The organism is Enterococcus sp. AZ196, from assembly GCF_050498845.1.
Lineage (GTDB): Bacteria > Bacillota > Bacilli > Lactobacillales > Enterococcaceae > Enterococcus_A > Enterococcus_A murrayae.
Genome location: NZ_JBIPAM010000002.1, coordinates 174,344 through 197,054 on the forward strand (window position 1 = coordinate 174,344; position 22,711 = coordinate 197,054).

Below are 22,711 nucleotides of genomic sequence, written 5' to 3' on the forward strand. Positions count from 1 at the left end.
TTATTCCCCCCAGATACGAATAATTTCGTTTTTGAAGTCAGTCGCAGCTTTCACCGGGTCAGCAGCTCCTGAAATGCCTCGTCCAGTAATAAAGTTATAGACTTCGATACCTTCAAATAATTTCAAGGTATCCACATTCAAACCACCCGTCACAGAAACATCAAATCCCATTTCGATTAGTTTTTTAACTTTCGATAGATCTTTTTCACCCCATGTTTCACCCGAAAGCAGTGCATCGCGACTTTGATGATAAATTGCCTGCTTGATGCCAATTCTTCGCCATTCAGCAGCTTGTTCATAGGTCCAGTCGCCATATAGCTCTACCTGCAATTCCTTTACTTCTTTTTGGGCTGCTTCCATCGTTGGAATTGTAGCACAGCAGATTACGGTCATGAAATCAGCTCCGGCATCTGTTACATTTTTAGCAACAGTTCCGCCGGCATCAGCACATTTGGTATCAGCCACAATGGTTTTTTCAGGAAACATACTGCGAACGCAGCTGATGGCTTTTCGTCCCTCTTGCAGGCACAAAATCGTTCCAACTTCAATGATATCGACGATTTCACCAACTTTAAAAACATCGGCCAATGCAGCTTCTAACTCATTGTGATCCAAAGCAATTTGTAATTTTGGTCTACTCATTTTGATTTCCTCTTTTACTTAGTTTTTTGATACAATTTTGATTCCGCAAATTTTTCACCGATTTCCTTAGCAGACATCACGTTTTTGATACCGATAACGGTTACTCCCTTTTTTTCTGCTTGAGTAAACATATTTAAGAAATTCACTGGCGTGAAAACAACATCATATTGAGTTGCTGAACTTTTTCCCTCTGAAATCGCACAATGGTGAATTTTGGTGATTGGTACACTTAATTCTTTCATCGCTTTTTCCACACTTCTCATCATCATTAAGCTTGTTCCTGATCCGTTTGCGCAAGATACTAAAATTCTCATAATTATTTCCTCCTAAATATTTCGTATTATTTTATTAATAAAATCTAGTTTTGTTCCTGATATTTCTCTGCATATTGTTCATAATCATCTACAATCATAAAGTAACCATCCGGATTTTTACGATATTGTAATTGTGGAATAATTAATAATCCAATAACAACCACTGCGATTCCGACATAGCCAAGGACCTTCATAATTACCGTGAACAGCGGCCAAGCTGTTGCCCAATCAAACATTCCGATATACCCGCCAAATTTCGACATGCCGATCCATGTTGCGAAGATCGCTGAACCGCCAACTTGAATGATCCCGGAAAGAAATGGGAAGATACAAGCTGCTTTGAAGCCACCACGATTATTCGCAAAAACAGCAATTACAGCATTGTCAAAGAACAATGGGATAAAACCGGCAATAACGATTGTTGGTGATTTGAACAAGATCAATAAAGCAATCATTAAGAATTGACCTAAAGCACCGAATAAGAAACCAATCGTTACAGCGTTTGGCGAACCAAAACCAAAAGTAGCTGCTACGTCGATCCCAGGAACTGCTCCTGGTAAAATCGTATTTGAGATTCCTTGGAAGGATTGTGTTAATTCATCAACGAAGGTCCGAACACCTAATTGTAAAATAGCTAGATAAACCGCAAAGTTCAATGAAGTCGTCATAATATAAAATAGGAAACTTTGCCCCTCTTGCATAAATTCTGCTTGGATTAAATAATCTTGACCTAATACCAATAAAATAATTCCAAAGAAGAAAAGCATCAATAACGAGGTCGCTACCATGTTTTCATTAAATATAGACAAGAAACCTGGCAGTTCGATATCTTCCAATTTTTTATCAATTTTCTCAGCTTTATTTTTTCTCTTATCACGTTTTCTCATCCATTCAGCTAACTTCGCAAAAATGAAAATCCCAAACATTTGCTGATGGGCAACGGCAAAACCGGCTCCTTCTGTCAACTCCTGAGTAATTCCTACCGTCAAATTGGACGCAACTGCCCAATAACAACCTAAAATCAACCCCATAAAGATCAATACCTGAATTCTTCCTAAATCTGGAAAACAGAATAATAAAATCCAGAAAGCAGTTGCTGATTGTTGAATCTGCACATTTCCGGTTGTGAAGACTGAACGTAATTTAGTATATTTTTGGAATCGAACCAATAAAATGTTCATAACAAAAGCGATCAATAATAAAATCATGACATCACCGAATGTCCGACCAAAAGTTTCCTTCAACCCAGCATCCACTGCGTTTTGACCGAAGTAAGGATCGGTAACCATCGCATCCAAATTGAACCGTTCCTTTAATCCAACTAGAATGGGACGAAAGTTATTGACCAAGCCGCCAGAACCAACCGTTAAAATGAAGTATCCGACAGTTGCTTTTAAAAATCCTGCGATGCATTCATAAAGCGGACGCTTTAATAAGATATAACCTAGCAGTACGATAAAACCAATCAGATACGCCGGCTGCGTTAAGATGTTTGTTGCAAAATATGTCCAAATAGTTAATAAAAAGTCACCCATTATTTTTTCCTCCTATAACTTGTACTCATTCATCACCGCTTGATAATCCTCGATTGAATTGGTTGCTGCTAAACGTTCTATCAACCCCTCTGTCATCAATAATTCAGACAAGTTTTGGATATTTTCCATATGCTCTTCCGCATTTTTAGCTGCCAAAGTAAAGAACAAAATAGCTGATTTATCTTCTTCACTCTCAAATTGAATTGGTTCCAGCATTTTAGTAAATGAGATAGCTGTCCCAAACACCCCGCTACTCTCTTCAGAAGAGTGAGGCATCGCCACTTGTGGCACAATAACGATATAGGGGCCATGTTCTTCAACACAATGAATGATTTCATCCACATATGTTTGATCAATCAGTTGTTTATCTAATAGTAATTGACAGCTTTCACTGATTGCTTCTTTCCAATCAGTGATTTTTTTATCGGAATATTTTACTAAGCCATTATCGAAAAAATATTTCAGCATGCTATTTACCTCTTTCCTATAAAAATGAAGGGAATGGTGTATCATTATCCACAGAAAATGCATCATCAAACCCACGATAAAAATTGAACTCCATGTCATCTTTATTCGTTGGGTAAGTGAATTTACCACCCACTTGCCAGATATACGGTTTGAAATCATACTTCAAACGATCTTTTTTAAATTTCCATATTTCGGTGATTTCTTTCGGATCAGCCATGAAGTTTGCCCAAATATCATAATGAACAGGAATGACTACTTTGGCATTCAATGATTCAGCCATTCGCAGCATATCAACCGATGTCACTTTATCGGTAATTCCACGAGGATTTTCACCATAGGCTCCTAAACAAACATCGATTTTATGCTCGTTCCCATGTTTTGCGAACATATTAGAATAATGAGAATCACCTGCGTGATAAAGGTTTCCACCGGATGTCTCAAATAAATAGTTCACAGCAATCTCATCCATGTCTTGCGGCATTTTGTCCTTTAATGTTACTTCTGGATCTTCACAAGTAACTAATGCAGTACGATCAAAGGCTTCCAATGCAACGACCTTAATATCTTTGATGTTCACTTCATCACCAGACTTAACGATGATCGTTTTTTCTTCAGGTATTCCCCACTTCAACCAAGTATTTACAACTTCTTTCGGTCCGACAAATTTCGCATCCGGACAATTTTGATGCACAGCTGCAGCAGTATTAATATCTAAATGATCCGAGTGAATATGAGTAACTACTAAAGCGTCTACATTTTTGACTGCAAAAGGATCAATTACAAATGGTTGCGTTCGTAAATTCGGCTGCATTTTTTGAACACCGCTCATGCGCATCATTTGATGACCTTTTTTCATCATACCGTTTCCATGACTGCGCTTGCCTGTGCCACACCATAAATCACACAAAATATTAGTTCCTTCATGACTCTTTAGCCAAATGCCAGTGCAGCCTAGCCACCACATCGCAAACGTTCCTTCTTTTACTTCTTCTGTTTCGATTTCTTCGTTCAAATATGTGCCCCATTCAGGAAAAGTAGATAAAATCCAACTTTCTTTTGTAACGTCCTTGACTTGTTTACTCATTATAATTGCTCCTCACATAAATTTGATATGACTTACATTTAAATCATAAGGTGTAACAAGAGTTATGAAAACCCTTTTATATGACCTTTTACTTTTTATATGATCTTCTTTGCGATCTTAATGATTTTCTTAGTATAATATGATTAGTCGAAGAGTTTTAAATGAATGTTTCGCTTCAGGAAAATCATTTATCTAGAAAGAGCATCATATAGGAGGTAACATAATGAAGAATTCACTGGTCAATATCGACAAGCGCCAAAGGGACATTTTGGAACTGCTCCAGCAAAAAGAACAGATGACGGCTCTCGAGTTGGCTGAGGCTTTAAACGTTTCAATCAGTACGATCCGTAGAGATTTAAACTTATTAGAAGAAAAAAATGAGATTATTCGTAATTATGGCTATTGCTCCTATAATTATGAAAATAAGACGGACTTTGATCAATCCGGGCCAGAAAGACTAAAACAGGCCATCGCACGTGAAGCTAGTAAATACATCAATGATTATGATACCGTATTCATTAATTCAAGCTCCACTGCTTTGAAAACGCTTGAATTCGTTCGTTCCAATCATCTGACAATTGTTACTAACAATGTCAAAATCAATTATTCTCCTCATAAAGAAAATTGTAACTATATTCTGACTGGCGGGGAAATGCGCTTCCCGAAGGAGGCCTTAGTTGGTGATATTGCTTTAAACACTATTTCTTCCATGAATGCGGATGTTTGTATCATCGGATGCAGCGGAGTAAACATTGAGAGCGGCGTGACTACAAAAATATTGAATGAATCAACCATTAATGAAATGATGATTAATCAAACGTTTAAATGTAAGATTTTAGTTGCCGATCATCGCAAAATTGGTTTAACATCGAAATTTAAAATTGCTGATATTTCGGTTTTTGATTATCTAATTACTGATCAATTTTGTTCCGAAAAAGTCTTAAACGAGATCAGAAACACTGATGTAAAAGTCATTCAAATCGAATAAACAGAAAAAACAGGAGACAAAATCACTGATACGATTTTGTCTCCTGTTTTTCCATTTTTGATCAGCTTTCTTTTTCTTGTATTGCTGACTAAGGGATAGTTTCTTGAAATTGACTGCCAATAAGGTGATTCCTACTTCGTTCCTTCCTTTGTCTATTCCTCGAACAGACAAGCGTGTCCAACTTAAGCAAGCCTTCAGATGACCGAAAATTGATTCCACATCAATTTTGCATTGGGCATAGCTTGATCTGGTTTCTGGTGCTGAAAGCAGTGCACGCTGTTTGGCTTTGAAGTATTCTAGCGTTGTATTCACTACCGAAGAGCTCTAGTTATTTTAGATGAGAAACATCATTTGAATGCAAAAGTGATAACTAATGAACACCGAAATTGTCTTTCCCTAAAAGTTTGAATCACTGTTTTATGGAATATGTGACTCCAATAAATTCTTTTCATTTAGAAAGTAATTTAAAAGTGTCGCATATGCATTTGGTGTATTCTCTTTTAAACAAAACATTATTGTTCCTGTGACTCCTTTCGTCAAAAAATGTTTTGAATTTTAAAAAACTGACCATCAATAAATGATGATCAGTCTACATAGCACATTTATTTATCGGGACTAAATATAGCATTTAGTTTTTCAGCAGATGCCTTTGGTTCACGATCCCAAGTGAGAAGGCCGCAGATTTCTGTTTCTGTGTCGGTCAATTGTGTATAACAAAAACCCTCTATTATCGAACTTTGTTTATAGATATTGATCACTTTTCTAATTTCCTCGACGAAATCATCTGCGTTCGATACGTTTGGTTCAACGTTCATCCCTAATCCTAAGCGATAGTTGATTCCACCCATTTCTGTACACATTACTGGCTGTCCTTCATACTTATATCCTGGACAGAACAGAAATTTTCGGCCGCATAATCCTGGCATATCAGCAATAATTTTGTCAACACTACTGTATCTTTCTGCTAAGGAGATTTCGTCACTGGAATAGTCATGTACTGTGAACAGATCAGATTGACAATGCTCCCAGCCATCATTTGAAATGACTGGACGAGTATCATCGACTGACTTGGTTAAGTAGTACAAGGTTTGAGCATGAGCCTGCTGCTTTTTTGAATGATAGATATCAGGAACTCCCCAACTTTCATTCAATGGAACCCATGCAGCAATACAGGGATGGTTATAGCCTTGCTGAAGAACCACCTTCCATTCATCGACCATTTGATAGGCGTATTCCTCTGAGTAGTCATAGGCCGCCGCCATCTCGCTCCAGACTAATAATCCATAATAATCACAGAGATACAAATAGTTGTTTTCACTACTCATCATGTGTTTTCGAACACCGTTGAAACCTAGTTTTTTGATCCACTGTATGTCATTTTCCAAAGCCTCGAAGGATGGGGCAGTCAATATGGAATCAGGAAAATATCCTTGATCCAGCACTGATGAAAAAAAATAAGGACGATTATTCAGACAAAACTTATTGTTCTCGATACTGATTTTTCGCATACCGAAATAACTGTAAACAGTATCCACTAACTGATTATCAACGTCGAGTTCAAGCTTTAGATCGTACAAGTTGGGATGTTCGGGAGACCACCAGTTACCAAGCCCATGATCATTAAAATCGTCAATACCAACACAGAATTTCAAATACTTACCACGCGCCCAATGAGATTCCTTGGCAATAATTCGATCATCTAGTGTGAGTTCGAGTGTTAAGGTGAACGAATCCGATAGTGCAGCTTCTTCGCTAAAGTGAAGTTCTACTTCAACTTCCTTTTTGTCAATATCAGGGGTTAAACGGATCGTTTCAACAGAATACAGATTCTTATCCTCCAGCCAAACATCACGCCAGATACCAGTCATTTGCGTGAACCACATCACTTCCGCTGTTTCTTTCCAATATTGTTTTCCACGAGGAATCGTCATATCTTCAAGCGAATCCTCCACTCGTAAAACAAGGAGATTCTCTTCTTCTGTTAGGAAAGAGGTGAGATCAAATGAAAATCGACTATTTCCACCAACATGTTTTCCAACATAAGCACCGTTGACCCAAACTGTCGTCCTATAATCTACCGCTTCAAAATGGATAATATTTCTTTGATCATTTACAGCTTTTTTGTTCAGTGTCCGCTGATACCAAACGACTGGACAAAACGTTGTCTCATGAATACCACTGCGTTCACTTTGATAAACAAAGGGCACTTCAATCTTATGAGTAGGTTTAAATCCCTTGTTCCACTCCTGTAACAAACCTTCCCTCAATAAATCAAAACGAAAATCCCAAGTGCCATTCAAGTCAGTCCAACTAGTCCTTCTAAATTGAGGGTTAGGGTGCTTGATTAATTGTGCCATATTCTCCACCTACTTCATTTGATTGATCTTAGCTAACAACTCTAGTGCCAGCTTTGGTTCTCTCTCCATTGTAAGCAATCCATTGACCTCCTGCTCTAAATCATTGAACTGCGTATAACAATATCCTTGCAGCAATTCAGAGGCTTGGATTGTTGAGATAATCGTCAAGACTTTTTCTTCAAACTCTTTGGATGTACTCGCCCCTGAATAGCCCCACGAAGCGTTATCTTCACTTGTTTCTTCAAAAGCAATACCACCAAATTCACTTAAAATCATCGGTTCTTCGTCATGGCTATAATCACCGACATAGATTCTTCGACCTTGTGGCCCTTCTAAAACAGCTGATACGGAGGTATATCGTTCTTTGAGTTTCTCTATATCCGCATCATAATCATGGATCGTACAAATATCAGAAATCGTGTGCTCCCAGCCATCGTTTGAAAGCACTAAACGCGTCGGATCAAGTGCCTTCGTTAAATAATACATCGTGTTTGCAAATGACTGCTCCACGACTGAATTTTTAATCTTTGGCACTCCCCAGCTTTCATTTAACGGCAACCACACACATATTGATGGATGGTTAAAGTCGCGCTTCATGGCCTGTTGCCACTCCTGCAGCAGTTCTTCTACTGAACGCCTACTGAAGGAATAGGCATTCGGCGCTTCGCCCCAGACAACCAAGCCTAATTTATCACACCAATATAGAAACCGTGGATTCTCATATTTTTGATGTAGTCGAACACTATTGAAGCCCATCTGTTTGATTAGCTCTACATCTTTTTTTATTTCCGCATCACTTTTCGCCGTCATCAGAGAGTTTGGATAATACCCTTGGTATAGGACTGATTTTGTATAAAAAGGCATATGATTCAAGCAAATCAGCTGATGCTCAATAGAGACGGTTCGCATGCCAAAATAGGAGGTCACTCGATCAACTTCTTGTTCATTGACCAATAGGACAAGCTCCACATCATATAGATTGGGATGCTCTGGACTCCACCAATAGCCATAGTGATGGTCATTAAAATCAGGGATTTCAAAATCAACCGTCATTGAATGTCCCTTAATAATCGATGTCGAATCGACAATAACTTCATTGCCACGATAAATCCTTATTCCTAATTTGGCATTGGCGGGAGCTTGTACCTCTGTCGAAATATTCACAGTATTTTCTACTGTGTCGGGAATATAGCGAACTGAATCAATATAGTCTTGTTCTGTAAATTCCAACCAGACAGTTTGCCAAATACCCGTCGTTCCCGTATAAAAAATACCTTCTGACTTTCCTTTGAAGTTTTGTTTCCCACGAGGTAAATGTTCGTCATAGCTATAGTCCGTCACGCATACATCAATTTTAAGCTGACGATCCTCCTGAATTTGATTTGAAATATCAAAGGAAAAAGGAGTATGCCCACCTTTGTGATCCCCACAATATTGACCATTTACCCAAACTTGGGTGTAATAATCACTCGCACCAAAATGAAGCAGGATTCTGGGTGCATCGACTTCTTCCAAAATAATCATTTTGTTATACCATACACAGTCATGAATATCCTGAGAATTGATCCCACTTTCCTCTGATTGGTAAACGAAAGGAACAGTGATTTCCTTGCTGTAGTCGTGAGTCTCATACCACTTGTGTTTAATTCCGATCCTTTGATCATCAAAATCAAAGGACCATGGACCATCTAAATCTAACCATGCTTTTCTTTCAAATTGGGGACGTGGGTAAAAATCCATTTGAGAACAACTCCTTATTCTATCTCTGCGTTACTGATTTCTTTTTTTAGTTTCTTCTGCATGTTTGCAGTGGTTTTATCAATGTCTTGTTTTCCGTTTAACAGATTTTGTGTTTCATCCTCTAAAATGTCGTTTAATTGAGCTGAAATATAGGGAACATCAGCATCAACCAGCTGCTTTCCTTTTGTCAATGAATCTAATAAAACAGGATACATCGGATTGCTTTCCATTACTTCTCCACGTTCGTAATTTGACTGACGAACAGGATCCATCGTATGCTCCACCTTTAACAACTCAGCATCCTTAGAAGTCACAAACTCAATAAATTTGTAGGCCAACTCATCCTCTTCAGAATGATTTGTTACCGCGATTGACCAGCCTCCTAGAACCGGAGAACTTCCTGGTGTTACAGCGAAACCAACTTTATCCTTGATTTTAGATTTGTCATCATTGATCGAATTGATCAGCCCTGGCCATTGCTCCATCATTAAAGCTTTTCCTTCAACAAACATCGCATTGGCTTCATCCCAACCTAATTGAGTCCATTCCTTTGGGGCATAGTTTTTTAGTTCCATCATCGTTTCCATAGCTTTTTTCGTACCATCATTATCGACAGTCGCTTGATTATCCTTTGAAATAACTGTTTGTTCACCTTCACGGTTCATCCAGATTGCTCGACTGTTAGTTGTTGATCCCATACTGATATAACCATAATCTATAGGTGAATCCGCATTTTTTGCTTTCGTAAAGTACTTGGCTACTTCAACCATTTCCTCATTCGTCGTTGGTACTGCTAAATCCTTGCCTGTTTTTTCTTTATAGGCTGCCTTTACTTTTTCGTCCTCAAAAATGTCTTTTCGATAGAACAGCATTTGTGTGTCTGGTTTGTATGGGAATGCATATAATTTCCCATCATATTTACCATATAGATCTAAGATAGAAGGAATGAAATCATCCATATCTAATTCAGTATCAGCTACCTTTTTATAATCATCCAGCTTCTTCAAATAACCCGAAGCCGCGTAAGAATGAATATTGGCTACAGGCATCAATACTGCATCAAAGGTATGGCTCGTACTTAAATCTAATTGAATTTTCTCTTCATCATTACCGGCAGGAAAACTTTGGACTTCCACTTTTGCTCCAGAAGCTGCTTCAAAATACTTAGCCGCTTCCTTCAACGCTGTTTCATGATCTCCAGTTCGAGTTGCGACCGTAATTTTTTTCCCTTTGTATTGACCCTCTAGCGTACCTGAAGCATCAAGATTTTCCAATTTAATACCGAATTTTTCGGGTGTCTTCAATTCCACCGGTTCAGAACTCTTGGCACTCTCTTTTGTTTCTCCTCCTCCGCCACAGCCTGAAATAACGACTAATGACAAAAGAACTGTACAAAGCAAACCAATCTTTTTCATAATTTTTTACCCTTTTACCGCTCCTGCGGTAATTCCTTTCTGAACATATTTTTGGGTTGTTAACGCTAAAATGAACGCTGGGATCATCGCGATCGTACCTGCCGCAGCGAGTAGGCCAAATGGTGTATCCTTCTGAAGCTGCACCATTCCGCTGATTCCTACAGGCAATGTCTTCGTACTATCGTTAAACAGTAAAACCAACGCTGTACCAAACTCATTGTATGAAGCTAAAAAGACTAATATGGAGATAACGACTAAACCGGGTACAACTAAAGGCAAAGCAATTCGCCAATAAATCTGAAATTCCGTACAGCCATCAATTTTGGCGGATTCAAATATTTCATTCGGCAGTTCATCAAAGAAACTCGTTGAAAGCCAGATAGCTAGCGGCAAGTTGGCAGTAATATAAACTATCGTCAAGCCAATCTTGGAATCCAACAAATGAAGCTGATTGAAAATAATGTAATAAGGAATCATGTATATCAAGCTTGGAATCATCCGGACGGCGATCACTAATAATAGTGACAGCTTCTTGCCTCTAAAGTTAAAGCGAGAAAAGCCATATCCTGCAAAGCTGGCAATAATCAACGTGATGATCGTTGTAGAGATAGAGATCGATAAGCTGTTCCAAAAGAACTGTCCCATGTTATTCTCTGCGATCACCTGTCGAAAATTTTGAAAGCTTATCTTAGACGGAATAAATTCTGGCGGGATGACCATAATTTGACTTGGCTGCTTCACTGCTGTCGTGATCGTCCAATAAATTGGAAAAAGGAAAATAATCGTAAAGATGACGAGGAGCGCCAATGATAGTGGAAATTTTTTCTTTTTCATTGCTATTTCACCTCCTCTTTTCGCGTCAACATTAGTGTTGTTATGGATACGATCGCAATAATAATGAAGAATATGACTGCCGCTGCCGAACCTCTACCCACATCCATGTACCGAAAAGCCATCTTATACATCATCGTGCCGATGGATTCCGTTGTTCCGCTAGGTCCACCATCCGTCATGATCATGATCGGATCAAATACCTTCAGTGAATCCATCAATCGTAAAGAGACTACTAAAGAAATAAAGTTGCGAATCAATGGCAGAGTAATCTTTCTAAATGAAGTAAAAGCACTCGCTCCATCAATTAAAGCACTCTCGTACAGCTCATCTGGTATGGTGGTCAAGGCACCTAAGAAAATCAACATACAAAAAGGGATCGACCCCCATGAATCAATGATGATAATCGCTAACCGAGCAGGTAAGGTCTCACCTGTCCAAGAAACTGCCGAGGCATTAAACAGCTCAATCAAATAATTGATTGGACCGTAGACAGCACCAAACAATATCTTCCACATTGTACTCGAGACAACGGGGGCAACCATCATTGGTAAAATCAAAAAGCTCTTCAATAGGCGAACGCCACGGCTCTGTTCGGAATTAGTTAGCAGCACCGCCAAAAGCAATCCAATTCCAACTGAAATGGTCACCGCAAACAAACTGAAAATTAATGTCCAGCTGATTGATTGGACAAACGCCTCATCTTTAATAACGCTTACATAATTTTCGATTCCAATGAATCGGGCACTGCCGTTTGGCATGGTTAGCTTATAATTGCGAAAACTTAAAAAGATCGCATAGACTAATGGAACAATTGCCAAAAAGAAAATAAATATCATGGATGGTGCAACGAATATCAAATGCAGTGTTCGATTCACTTTCCTTTTTATATACTCCATAAGACGCCCTCCTTATTCTTGACTCCATATTAATATAAAAAAAAATATGGATATATACTATATTTAGTATATTTTAAACAGGTAGTTTCCTTTATACTTTGTTTAGAAAAAATAATTGAAATCGAGTGATGCTCATGAAAAAAAATATTCCATTATACAAGCAAATCGAAGAGAGCTTCATCCAACAAATCGAGCACGGACAATTAAAAAAAGGAGATCGAATCCCTTCCGAAACAGAAATTGTCTCCCAGTTCCACGTCAGTCAGATTACTGCCAAGAATGCTCTAAATAATCTAGCTGAAAAAGGCTATGTGAAACGTATTCGCGGAAAAGGAACCTTTGTCGATTTTGAAAATGTAGAAAAGAAAGAACGGATCATCGGATTCATCTTTACAACCATGAAAACAAGTATCGACCGTCAACTGCTAAGCCATTTAGAAGCTTTCGCCAGAAAAGAAAAATTACGCTTCTTCTTTGGTTTATCTCGAGAATCAATGGAAGAAGAAATCAATCTGATTCATTACTTTATCGAATGCGGTGTAGAGGGTCTGATCATTTTTCCAACGGAGTCAGAGAACTATAATGAAGATATCTTACGATTGCACCTCGAAAAATTTCCGTTAGTGCTAGTCGACCGTTACTTCAATAAGCTGGGAATTACCAGTGTGACTTCTGATAATTTCAGCGCCGGCTTTAAACTTGCAGATATGGTCATACAAAAACGATTCAAAAAATTTGCCTTTGTCACAACCGTCGAAGAAAATTCCGCGACAATCGATCGTACAAAAGGAATTGAATACGCTTACGTAAAAAATCAAATACCCATTGATAAAAATCTTTGGTTATTCGTTCCATCAACAATTGAATCCAATGAATCGCTGATTGCTTTTTTAGAGAAGAACAAGCCTGATGTCGTTATTACGGTAAATGCCCATCTGTCAAAACTGATCCATGATTATACAGAGGTAAACAATATCTTTCATTTATCCTTCGATAATCCAGCGGGATGCAACTATTACATCGAGCAGGACGTCGAGGAAATCTCACGATTAGTCATCGCTAATTTGAAAAAACTACTTAACGACGAAACCTGTGATCCAACGCTCACCTTCGTTCCGACGATGCTTTCGAAAGGATCGTTGTCTTAAGAAGAACACATTGAAAATCAAAATTATTTGTAAAGGGATATTAATAAGAAGAAAAGAGGGAAAAACATGGTGGAATTAGCTTTACAAAACGTCTATAAAAAATATGACAATAGTACCCATTACTCAGTGACAGATTTCAACCTCCAGATCAAAGATAAGGAGTTCATTGTCTTTGTCGGACCATCTGGCTGCGGAAAATCGACCACCTTGCGGATGATCGCCGGTTTGGAGGATATTTCAGAGGGAGAATTTCTGATCAATGGAAAGAAAATGAACGATGTCGCACCAAAGGACCGAGATATTGCAATGGTCTTTCAGAATTATGCCCTTTATCCTCATATGACCGTTTACGACAATATGGCCTTTGGCTTGAAGCTGCGCAAGCTAGATAAAGCAGATATCAAACAGCGCGTCGATCATGCGGCTGAAATTTTAGGACTAACTGAGTACCTAAACCGCAAGCCAGCTGCTCTATCCGGCGGACAAAGACAACGCGTCGCTCTCGGCCGTGCGATCGTCAGAGACGCCAAAGTCTTCCTAATGGATGAACCCTTATCTAACCTAGATGCGAAGCTTCGTGTTGCCATGCGTGCAGAAATCGCAAAGCTTCATCAACGGCTCGAAACAACAACAATCTATGTTACCCATGATCAGACAGAAGCCATGACGATGGCTGATCGTATTGTCATTATGAAAGACGGAATCGTTCAGCAAATCGGGACTCCTCAGCAGGTTTATAATGCACCAGAAAATATTTTTGTCGCAAGCTTTATCGGCTCCCCTGCCATGAATTTCTTTGAAGTAACTCTTTCAAATGGCTACTTAGTCAACAATTCGGGGATTCGCTTAAAAGTCCCTGAAGGAAAATATAAAGGATTGGTGGAAAAAGGCTATGATAATCAAGCTGTAACCTTCGGGATTCGTCCAGAAGATATTCACGCAGAACAAGTTTTCATCGACTCCACCCCAGAAACAGTAATCAAAGCTGAAGTTGTCGTCTCTGAATTATTAGGTGCTGAAACCATGCTTTACGCACGTTCAGGCGATTCAGAGTTTGTCTCAAAAGTAGATGCCCGAGATTTCCATAAGCCCGGCGCTGTCGTCGAGCTGGGATTGGATCTGAATAATAGTCATTTCTTTGATCCTGAAAGCGAACTGACTATTCAGGTGTAAATTGTGTTGAGGCTGGTAGTGCAAAGTACTATCAGTCTTTTTGTATTATTGGTTATAACAGCTTTCATTAATCTCTCCCAAAAGTATATTCGAGTTTTAGACAATGAAATAAAAAGAAATAGAGCTGTCAACGTTTTTAGGTCGCTGACATCTCTATTAGAAGGATATTTTTTAATCGAGATTTCTCTATTTCCAAATCCTACTTCACAAACGGCAATACATCCTCCGCTAACTGATCAAAATCCAACTGATTGACTTCTTCGATTTGCTGAATCATTTCTTTTGGCAAATTAGGATTCATTCCGCCACAGATCGCCGCACTGATTGCTCCGATCGTATCAGTATCCCAACCAAGTGAGGCACTTAATTGTGCGGCTTTCAACGGATCACCCTTTGCTAATTCGACAATCACAAAGGAACTTGGGATCGTTTCGATCGTCTCCATACCTGTACCGATCTCTTCGTACAAACGTTGCAAAATGACTTGTTCATCCGTTTCCTGCCGCAGAATTTTTCTTGCTTGATTCATACGGAAGGTTAAGGATGCCGCAGGAAAGTCGTGCCCGTATTCTTTCGCTGCATTGATAGCATCAAAGGCTACTGACCAGATTTCTTCGATGGATCGTCCCCCTCGAACAGTATAGCTGATAGCCGCCGCTACAGCGCTAGCTCCCGCAATAGCGATTTTCGTGTTGTGAGTCGGCAGGCAGATTTCCGCGACGTTTTTCACTAATGAAGGCAGGTCACGATAATCACTGATTAGTCCAATCGGTGCAATCTTCATGGATGCGCCATTTGTAGTCCCCGTGACGCCAGTCTCCTCAATTGGCACACCTTGAGCGATTTTTTCTAAAGCCTTTAGTGTCGATGGTCCTGAAACGAATGCCGAAACAGGAGAATTATCATTCCATTCCCGCAGCTCTGCAATGTAATCTTCCACACGAATCTGTCCCTGATTTTTCTTGATCATGGATAAGATCATCAACACGTTCAACGTATCATCCGTGATGGCTCCAGCCGCTAATTTCCGACCAAAGACATCATTTTCGTTCGATGCGATTAATTCTGTCACGCCATCGGGAAAATTTTGACGAATTTTTTCCTGTGACCAGCATTCTGTCGGCATCCCCATGGCATCGCCCAATGCTCCGGCGGCTAATACGCCCAAAATTTTCTCTCTCACCTAATTTACCTCCGCTAAGTTGATGGTTTCTGCTTGGTTGTTAAAAGGAATGACCGTCATGACATTATCGTTGATATTGACGTGGCCCTCCTGCTGACTCAGAACATCTAAAAATTGATCCGAATTTGTCACGGTCACAAAGGACTCAATCGAATACCCTGCTTCTGTTATCTTTTCTAAATCAACTTCTAAAATTTTCTCACCTTGAACCACTGACTGACCCTTTTCCACTAACGGGGTAAAACCAGCGCCCTCTATTTCAACCGTATCAATTCCGATATGGATCAATACTTCGATTCCTGTATCGCTGATGATTCCAATCGCATGTCCGCTTGGAAAAACGGTTTCGACTGTACCAGATACCGGTGAGACAACTTCGCCTTTTTCTGGAATAATCACAAAACCGCTGCCTAATGCTTTTGAAGCAAAGCTTGGATCCGCTGCATTTTCTATCGGTTTAATTTCTCCTTGTAATGGCGAAACCAAAACTTCGGATTTCACTAAGCTTTTTCCCTCAGGATCAATCACGTCCTCTTCCTTCTTAAAGGTCATATAGGTTAGCACAAAAGGCACTGCTGCTGTAGCGATTGACGCAATAATTGCAATAATCACACCATTCATACTGCCGCTCTTAGGATCAATAAAGGCCGCAAAACCTAGAATACCAAAGGACATCGCATACATTTTTGTAGAAGTTAACGCTAAAATCAATGAACCAACTGCTCCACCAAGCATAGAATAGGCAAAGCGTTTCTTCACTGGCAAACTAAATCCATAGATCGCTGGTTCAATGATACAAAACAGGCCTGACACCATCGCTGGAATCGCGAGTGCCTTTTGATCCTTCGAACGTGTCCGTAAAAAGACAGCTAAAACAACAGCGGTTTGTGCAAAGTTGGCTGTAAAGGACATCGGAAAAATATAATCCACACCGGATTGCGCTAAGTTGGTGATCCCAATCGCTGAAATCGGCCAATGCAAGCCGAAAATTACTAGCGGCTGATACAGCAACGCAACAACTAACGAAGTAATTACAGGTGAAATCGCATATAGCCCTGACACACCTGCGCTGATCAATGAACTAAGAACATTCGTAATTGGACCAACCACTAAAATCGCTAGTGGAACAGTAATCAAGATCGTTAAGAAAGAGTTCACGTTGTGAGCAATCACTGCCGGAACAACCTTTTTCAACCATTTTTCCACCTTCGACCCTACATAGACAATAAAAATGATTGGAATGACCGTATACTGATAACCAGTCGACGGGAATAGAATCGGAATCCCAAAGAAGGTATTAAAGACAGGTGTTTGGAACAGTGTCCCCTTGAATAAGGTGTACAACGCATCCCCACTCGTCAGCCCCGTCATCAGTTCTGGAATCAGCAGTGTTGCTCCAAGCATCATCCCCACAAAAGGATTCATCTTAAACGCCTTTGCACTCGTATAGCCTAACGTGACTGGTAAAAAGTAAAAGACCGCCTGCCCCATCGCGTGTAAAATAATATATGCGCCATCATTTACCGATAGAACATTCGTTGCCGTCAATAACGCCAAGATCCCCTGCAATAGACCCGATGCTGTCAAGATTCCTAATACTGGCGTGATCACTTTCGTAATCGTATCCACCAACGTGCTGACTAGCCCTTTTTTCTCCTCCTCCGCTGCGACAACTTTGCCATTCAGCTGCTCCTGAACCACTTGAAAAATATCCGCCACATTTGTGCCGACAACCACTTGAAACCGCCCGCTGGCAAACTGGGCACTCATGACATCCGGTGATTTCACCACTTCCTCACGTTGCACCAATGAATCATCCTTCAACGTGAACCGCAATCTCGTCATACAATGAGTGACGCTTAACACATTCTCCTTTCCGCCAACCTTCTCCAAAATAAATGACACCAAGTTTTGATACTTATCCATGTTGCTTCCCCCTTTTTTGGCATATAAAAAAGGCAACACTCAAACAAGAGACTCTTCATCCCTTGTTTGGGTGTTGCCTGCATAATCAGTTACAATCCCGTTTATTTAATTAGCCGTTGGATATGGAGAATCAAATACATCTCCTCCTCCGGATAAATCCGACAGGCCAGCTTGTCCTGTAGATAATTCTTAATGATCCCGACACTCTCAGTCGCCTTCGGATAAAATTGAACCACCTGCTCAAACATCTCCGGCACCGATTCCTGTCTCGGTTCATTAATTATGACACGTTGAATAAAGAATTTCAAGTGGGTAACGAAACGAACATAATTCAGCGACTCCGTATCCAGCTCGATATCCAAGCAATCCTCAACGATCAAGACCAGCTTCTGCAGCATCTCCGTCGTCAACAACGTCTGAGCCGTATCATTGTTCAAGCCACCATTAATAAAGTGAAGCGCAATGAATCCCGCCTCATCCTCATTCAGCTCGATCCCTTCATAATAGCTGATCTTCTCCAGCGCATTCATCCCTGCCGCAAATTCCTTCGGATAAAACTTCTTGATCTCCAATAGCAACGCATTTTGAATCGTTTCGCCCTTTCTAAACCGATTCACCGCATAGTTAATGTGATCCGCCAGCCCGATATACGTATTGCCATCAAAGGTCCGAGACAGCTCCGCCTCCGCATTCTTAATGATCAGCGTCACCATCTCCAATCGATTGATCGGTACTTCTTTAATCAATTGAACAAAACGATCCGCCACATTCGGAGAATCCACCACAAACGTCTTCTCGATCTTATCCTTCTCAACAGTCTCGCCAACCCGTTTCCGAAAGGCAATCCCCCTGCCGATCAAGATCCGCTCTAGATCTTTTGTATCAATCACCAAGACAACATTGTTGTTAAAAATCTTCTTAATTCTCAGCAAGCTCTCTCCCCATCCTCCGCCTCAGCAAACTTTCATAAGCTATGATACGGGTTCTTTGGGGATTGTCAAGTTACTGTTTACCTAGATTTACTTACTAGTTATGCGTAGCCTGAAAAAAGCTATCATTTTAAATGACTTACTCAAATACTTATCTTTGTACTTTAATAAATTAAACTGAATAATTTCCTTCAATTCTTGTAATTTTGAAAATGAAGTTCAGTTAATCAACATTTTCAGTAGGTTCCATATAATCTAAAACCTCAGAGTTTAATTTTTCCTTAGCAACACGCCATTCAGGATAGAATTGATTCATATACTGAGTAAACTTTTCAGTATGATTTTTTTCTAACAGGTGTACAAGCTCATGAACTATTACATATTCCAAACATTCCCGAGTTTTTTTTGTAAGTTGTAAATTAATCCAGATTTTTTTCTTATCTGTATTACAAGTACCCCACTTAGTTCTCATATTCTTAACATGCCACTCTGAAGGGATTACTCCTATAATTTTTTGATATTTTTTTATGATATCAGGTATTTCTGCTTTTAGTAACTTTCTGTACCACTCATTTACTATATTCTCTCGCTGCTGAATCGTACTTTCAGGTCTCACCTGCAAGACAATTCGGTCTCCAGCAATTTTTATGTCATTTTTTGAACTCGAAAATATAACATCTAAACGATATCTTTTTCCCCATAAATAAATATTTTCTCCTGAAACATATTTGCGTTTTGTTTGACGAGGTTGATTTTCAAATGATTGTATTTGTCTTTTAATCCAGCCGATTCTAGAAAGAGCAAACATTCGGATAGTTTCATCATCATAGTCAACAGGCGCACTAACCTGAACAATCCCATTGGGCGGAAATACTCGGATATACATATTTTTTATTCTTTTTTTTACAATCTTAATCTCGATTCCACTAATGGTTATACTATACATTAATACTCACCTTGCTCTTTTGTAAGTTTAAACAACTCATCAACTAATTCTTGATCTTTTATAAGATCTTCAATCACTCTACGAATTTTTCTTTCTTTAATCTTGTTACCTCGCCATCCATCTTGACGAACTGAATTAATAGCATTATGAACAGAATTTGCTAGTACTTCATCATCTAGCAAATCATAAAAAGCACGCTTTGCTGCACTTACTCGAATTGATGCAGGATAATCCTTACTATCTTCAGGGTGAAATGCTCTATGAACATATTTTTTGAACTGCGCCAAATATTCTTCATACTCAATAACCGACTGCTTTCGCTTCTCAATTAAATCAGTTAGCAGTTGAGACATTTTCTCATAATATCTAGGATTTGAACTTCTTTTAGCTATTAGTTCCCTCTTTACATTATTCTCAATAGTTTCCGCAGCAGTATCTTGTTTTCTCTTATCTATGGGGTCAATAATTGGATCAATTTTAGACGTATCTTCACGCAATAATAATTCAACTAAAGGTTCTTCAAACTCCATTAATGTTCGACTTTCTTTAGCATCTAAAAACATATCAATCAATTGCCGCATATCTGGATCATACGCCTTCAAATCAATATAATCACCACTTGCCTGTCGAATAATATCACGTGCATTTACGAAGCGAGTCACTTCTTTCTCCAAATTAGTGACTTCGATGTTTGAGTAACCATATTTACTTTCTAAATCACCTTTTACTTCTGCAAATGATCTTAAAGCAGAAGCAGAAAAATCATATAGATTTTCTCTTTTAGGTAAATTAGATTCCAGCTCTTCAATATCTGGTTGAGCAGTATCTTGAGCTACAAAATAATGAATAAATTCAATATCTGTTTGAGGCATTGCCACAGGCTCACATAGGGCTCGCAAAGCTTCCAATGACTCTTCTAATTGATCTTTCGCTTTATCTAAACGATTGTTTAAAAGACCTGATACATCTTCTTCATCGTAATCTGAGAAAGCTTCTGAAGTGTAATCATCCATCGCTTTCTCAAGCGATTTGAATAAGTCTTTGTAATCAATAATATAGCCATACTCTTTGTCTTCTCCGTCTAAACGATTCACTCGGCAAATGGCTTGAAAAAGCTTGTGATCTTGCATTTTTTTATCAATATATAAATAAGTTGCTGGTGGTGCATCAAAACCTGTCAATAACTTGTCTACAACAATGAGTAATTTCATTTGGTCAGGATATTCAAGAAACTTCTCTTTTACTTCTTCCTCGAATTTTTCTACCTTTTTGCCAGCTAACATTTTAATATATGTTTCATATTTTTCAATTTTCTCAGTTTCAATTGCTTCGCCACGCGATTCAGTTCGTACATCACTTGGTTGTGGATTATAGGAAGTAATTATTGCACATTTCCCTTTCAAGTCCGTACTTTGAAACAACTCATAATATCTAGTTGCTTGATAGATGCTATCTGCAACAAGCAAAGCATTTCCCCTGCCATCAACAAGTCTTGGTTGTATTTGCATATCAAATACAATATCTTCCACAATCTTAGTTAACCGGTCTTTTGAGCTAAAAACCTTTTGAAACGTTCCCCAACGAGATTTTAATCTAGCTTTCGAACGATCATTTAATCCTTTAGTTTTACTTTCAAACCATTGATCAATTTTTTTTTGGTTCGTTACATTTTGCTCAACTTCTCGAGCTTCATACCTTAAATCCAAAACAACTTTATCTTCTACTGCTTCATTAAATTTATATTTATGGATGTATGGTCCAAAAACTTCTATTGACTTCTTTTTATCCTTTTTCATTAAAGGCGTACCTGTAAATCCGATAAGTGTTCCGTCAGGTATAATAGTTTTCATCGCTTCATGAAGTTTACCTGACTGTGTTCGATGAGCTTCATCTACAAAGATAAAGAAGTTCCCTTTAGGCTTAAATCCATAAGGTAAGGAAGACTTTATTTCATCAATAAAGTTTGTATAATTTTTATCCTCTCCACCTTTTTTCCAAAATTTGTGGATTAAAGAGCACATCATTACAGGAGAGGGGTCGTTGATTTTTTGAATTAATTCTCTACCAGAGCGAACTCTTACTATTTTTTCATCAACTCCAGCAAAGACCCCTTCAATCTGACTATCTAATTCGTCTCGATCAGTGACAATTAAAATACGACTCTCAGAAATATTTTCCTTGATCCATTTACTTAACCATACCATTGTTAAACTTTTCCCAGAACCTTGTGTATGCCAAATGATGCCGCCTTTGCGATTTGAAACAAAATTTCGTGCTGACAAACTGCCAAAAAACTGATGAGGCCGACAAATCTTTTTTGCACCTTTATCAAAAATAATAAAATTATATAGCAATTCAACGAGTCGTTCTTTATGACATATTGAAATCAAACTTTTGTCTAATCCATAGCTTTGACTCTCTCGTAAACTTTTAACCTCTAAAGATAAAGAATCTTTTAATTCAGCATCTTCTTTCCAACTTAAATAATATTTTTCAGGTGTTTGAATTACACCATAGCGTAGCCCTTCGGTATCATTTCCTGCCATTATCAATCCATTTGTTCCAAAAAATCGTTGAATCATATCTTTTCGTTGATTCGTTATATTTTGACGAATCCCCTCATTAATTGATCGTGTACTTCTTTTTAATTCCAAAATAGCTATAGCAATTCCGTTAATGTATAAAACGATATCTGGACGTTTATGTATTTCTTTATTACTTGAATCAGCATAATCTTTTAAAACAGAAACTTCCTCCGCAATATAAAAATGATTTTTCAATGGATTTTCCCAATTAATCAACGACACACGAGTCTGCTTTTCTTTCTCTGGTTCTTTCACTAAAACACCATACCTTAGAAAAGAATAGACAGATGAATTTAACTGAAACAGATCCATTGCTTGGTTGCTTGTTATATCTTTGAAAGAACTCACTGCCAAACGTATAGCATCAATAGAATAATTTTGCTCTAATAAGTAAATCTTTAAAAGATTCTCATCTACATTTGAGTTTTCTTGATCCTTTAAATTACCAAGGTTCTTATAACCTAAAACATTTTGAAATAACTTAGATACTCTAGCTTGTGTTTCTCGCTCCTTTTTTGCTAAGTCTACCAACTAGTCCACCTCCTGAT

19 protein-coding genes are annotated in these 22,711 nt (G+C 38.7%); 3 read left to right on the top strand and 16 right to left on the bottom strand.

Annotation, left to right across the window (positions count from 1 at the left end; translation table 11 throughout):
* From IGI67_RS18630 to ulaG, 5 genes are read right to left on the bottom strand one after another with little or no spacing between them, the layout of a single operon-like run.
* A complete protein-coding gene (locus IGI67_RS18630) occupies positions 1–642 on the bottom strand; it encodes a 3-keto-L-gulonate-6-phosphate decarboxylase UlaD (RefSeq protein ID WP_429958797.1) in 642 nt (213 codons plus the stop codon).
* 14 nt (positions 643–656) lie between these two features.
* The gene (locus tag IGI67_RS18635; protein ID WP_429958798.1) at positions 657–956 is read right to left on the bottom strand and encodes a PTS sugar transporter subunit IIB; all 300 of its coding nucleotides are present in this window, start codon (positions 954–956) and stop codon (positions 657–659) included.
* 44 nt (positions 957–1,000) lie between these two features.
* Entirely contained in the window at positions 1,001–2,491 is a 1,491-nt protein-coding gene (locus IGI67_RS18640; protein ID WP_207108362.1) for a PTS ascorbate transporter subunit IIC, read from the bottom strand.
* Positions 2,492–2,503: 12 nt separating this feature from the next.
* Positions 2,504–2,959, bottom strand: a complete 456-nt coding sequence (locus IGI67_RS18645; protein ID WP_429958799.1) for a PTS sugar transporter subunit IIA — start codon at positions 2,957–2,959, stop codon at positions 2,504–2,506.
* A gap of 16 nt (positions 2,960–2,975) precedes the next feature.
* Positions 2,976–4,043, bottom strand: coding sequence for an L-ascorbate 6-phosphate lactonase (gene ulaG, locus IGI67_RS18650; protein WP_429958800.1), 1,068 nt, complete (start codon positions 4,041–4,043; stop codon positions 2,976–2,978).
* Positions 4,044–4,266: 223 nt separating this feature from the next.
* Here ulaG and IGI67_RS18655 point away from each other — a divergent pair, with 223 nt between their 5' ends.
* On the top strand, positions 4,267–5,031 hold the full coding sequence (locus tag IGI67_RS18655) for a DeoR/GlpR family DNA-binding transcription regulator (RefSeq protein ID WP_429958801.1): 765 nt from the start codon (positions 4,267–4,269) through the stop codon (positions 5,029–5,031).
* Here the strand turns inward: IGI67_RS18655 and IGI67_RS18660 are convergent.
* The 6 genes from IGI67_RS18660 to IGI67_RS18685 all read right to left on the bottom strand — a co-directional run bounded on the left by IGI67_RS18660 (position 4,984) and on the right by IGI67_RS18685 (position 12,273).
* Positions 4,984–5,343: a transposase gene (locus tag IGI67_RS18660; protein ID WP_429958802.1), complete on the bottom strand. Its 360-nt coding sequence runs from the start codon at positions 5,341–5,343 to the stop codon at positions 4,984–4,986. The two genes, IGI67_RS18655 and IGI67_RS18660, sit on opposite strands and share 48 nt — an antisense overlap.
* Before the next feature lie 290 nt (positions 5,344–5,633).
* Positions 5,634–7,388 carry a glycoside hydrolase family 2 protein gene (locus tag IGI67_RS18665; RefSeq protein WP_429958803.1) on the bottom strand — a complete coding sequence of 585 codons (1,755 nt, stop codon included), beginning with the start codon at positions 7,386–7,388 and terminating at the stop codon, positions 5,634–5,636.
* A 9-nt stretch (positions 7,389–7,397) separates the two neighbouring features.
* A complete protein-coding gene (locus IGI67_RS18670) occupies positions 7,398–9,128 on the bottom strand; it encodes a glycoside hydrolase family 2 protein (protein WP_429958804.1) in 1,731 nt (576 codons plus the stop codon).
* A gap of 14 nt (positions 9,129–9,142) precedes the next feature.
* Complete coding sequence (locus IGI67_RS18675) at positions 9,143–10,543, bottom strand: ABC transporter substrate-binding protein (protein WP_429958805.1); 1,401 nt, start codon at positions 10,541–10,543, stop codon at positions 9,143–9,145.
* A gap of 6 nt (positions 10,544–10,549) precedes the next feature.
* The gene (locus tag IGI67_RS18680; RefSeq protein ID WP_429958806.1) at positions 10,550–11,377 is read right to left on the bottom strand and encodes a carbohydrate ABC transporter permease; all 828 of its coding nucleotides are present in this window, start codon (positions 11,375–11,377) and stop codon (positions 10,550–10,552) included.
* Between the two features lie 2 nt (positions 11,378–11,379).
* Positions 11,380–12,273, bottom strand: coding sequence for a carbohydrate ABC transporter permease (locus tag IGI67_RS18685; RefSeq protein ID WP_429958807.1), 894 nt, complete (start codon positions 12,271–12,273; stop codon positions 11,380–11,382).
* Positions 12,274–12,407: 134 nt separating this feature from the next.
* Between IGI67_RS18685 and IGI67_RS18690 the strand changes: the two genes are divergently transcribed.
* On the top strand, positions 12,408–13,421 hold the full coding sequence (locus tag IGI67_RS18690) for a GntR family transcriptional regulator (RefSeq protein ID WP_429958808.1): 1,014 nt from the start codon (positions 12,408–12,410) through the stop codon (positions 13,419–13,421).
* Positions 13,422–13,487: 66 nt separating this feature from the next.
* Positions 13,488–14,594: an ABC transporter ATP-binding protein gene (locus IGI67_RS18695; RefSeq protein ID WP_429958809.1), complete on the top strand. Its 1,107-nt coding sequence runs from the start codon at positions 13,488–13,490 to the stop codon at positions 14,592–14,594.
* A 199-nt stretch (positions 14,595–14,793) separates the two neighbouring features.
* Here the strand turns inward: IGI67_RS18695 and IGI67_RS18700 are convergent, their stop codons facing one another.
* The 5 genes from IGI67_RS18700 to IGI67_RS18720 all read right to left on the bottom strand — a co-directional run bounded on the left by IGI67_RS18700 (position 14,794) and on the right by IGI67_RS18720 (position 22,694).
* Entirely contained in the window at positions 14,794–15,777 is a 984-nt protein-coding gene (locus IGI67_RS18700; protein ID WP_429958810.1) for an ADP-ribosylglycohydrolase family protein, read from the bottom strand.
* Positions 15,778–17,703 carry a beta-glucoside-specific PTS transporter subunit IIABC gene (locus tag IGI67_RS18705; RefSeq protein ID WP_429958811.1) on the bottom strand — a complete coding sequence of 642 codons (1,926 nt, stop codon included), beginning with the start codon at positions 17,701–17,703 and terminating at the stop codon, positions 15,778–15,780.
* Positions 17,704–17,804: 101 nt separating this feature from the next.
* Positions 17,805–18,635 (bottom strand): PRD domain-containing protein, encoded by an 831-nt coding sequence (locus IGI67_RS18710; RefSeq protein ID WP_429958812.1) that lies wholly within the window; start codon positions 18,633–18,635, stop codon positions 17,805–17,807.
* 220 nt (positions 18,636–18,855) lie between these two features.
* On the bottom strand, positions 18,856–19,578 hold the full coding sequence (locus IGI67_RS18715) for a M48 family metallopeptidase (RefSeq protein WP_429958813.1): 723 nt from the start codon (positions 19,576–19,578) through the stop codon (positions 18,856–18,858).
* On the bottom strand, positions 19,578–22,694 hold the full coding sequence (locus IGI67_RS18720) for a type I restriction endonuclease subunit R (protein ID WP_429958814.1): 3,117 nt from the start codon (positions 22,692–22,694) through the stop codon (positions 19,578–19,580). Before IGI67_RS18720 ends, IGI67_RS18715 begins: the two co-directional genes overlap by 1 nt.
* Between the last annotated feature and the right edge of the window lie 17 nt (positions 22,695–22,711).

Bases quoted from the DNA above. Each gene is read 5' to 3' on its own strand.
- IGI67_RS18630 (WP_429958797.1), bottom strand. From the start codon at position 642: ATGAGTAGACCAAAATTACAAATTGCTTTGGATCACAATGAGTTAGAA.
- IGI67_RS18635 (WP_429958798.1), bottom strand. From the start codon at position 956: ATGAGAATTTTAGTATCTTGCGCAAACGGATCAGGAACAAGCTTAATG.
- IGI67_RS18640 (WP_207108362.1), bottom strand. From the start codon at position 2,491: ATGGGTGACTTTTTATTAACTATTTGGACATATTTTGCAACAAACATC.
- IGI67_RS18645 (WP_429958799.1), bottom strand. From the start codon at position 2,959: ATGCTGAAATATTTTTTCGATAATGGCTTAGTAAAATATTCCGATAAA.
- ulaG (WP_429958800.1), bottom strand. From the start codon at position 4,043: ATGAGTAAACAAGTCAAGGACGTTACAAAAGAAAGTTGGATTTTATCT.
- IGI67_RS18655 (WP_429958801.1), top strand. From the start codon at position 4,267: ATGAAGAATTCACTGGTCAATATCGACAAGCGCCAAAGGGACATTTTG.
- IGI67_RS18665 (WP_429958803.1), bottom strand. From the start codon at position 7,388: ATGGCACAATTAATCAAGCACCCTAACCCTCAATTTAGAAGGACTAGT.
- IGI67_RS18670 (WP_429958804.1), bottom strand. From the start codon at position 9,128: ATGGATTTTTACCCACGTCCCCAATTTGAAAGAAAAGCATGGTTAGAT.
- IGI67_RS18675 (WP_429958805.1), bottom strand. From the start codon at position 10,543: ATGAAAAAGATTGGTTTGCTTTGTACAGTTCTTTTGTCATTAGTCGTT.
- IGI67_RS18680 (WP_429958806.1), bottom strand. From the start codon at position 11,377: ATGAAAAAGAAAAAATTTCCACTATCATTGGCGCTCCTCGTCATCTTT.
- IGI67_RS18685 (WP_429958807.1), bottom strand. From the start codon at position 12,273: ATGGAGTATATAAAAAGGAAAGTGAATCGAACACTGCATTTGATATTC.
- IGI67_RS18690 (WP_429958808.1), top strand. From the start codon at position 12,408: ATGAAAAAAAATATTCCATTATACAAGCAAATCGAAGAGAGCTTCATC.
- IGI67_RS18695 (WP_429958809.1), top strand. From the start codon at position 13,488: ATGGTGGAATTAGCTTTACAAAACGTCTATAAAAAATATGACAATAGT.
- IGI67_RS18705 (WP_429958811.1), bottom strand. From the start codon at position 17,703: ATGGATAAGTATCAAAACTTGGTGTCATTTATTTTGGAGAAGGTTGGC.
- IGI67_RS18715 (WP_429958813.1), bottom strand. From the start codon at position 19,578: ATGTATAGTATAACCATTAGTGGAATCGAGATTAAGATTGTAAAAAAA.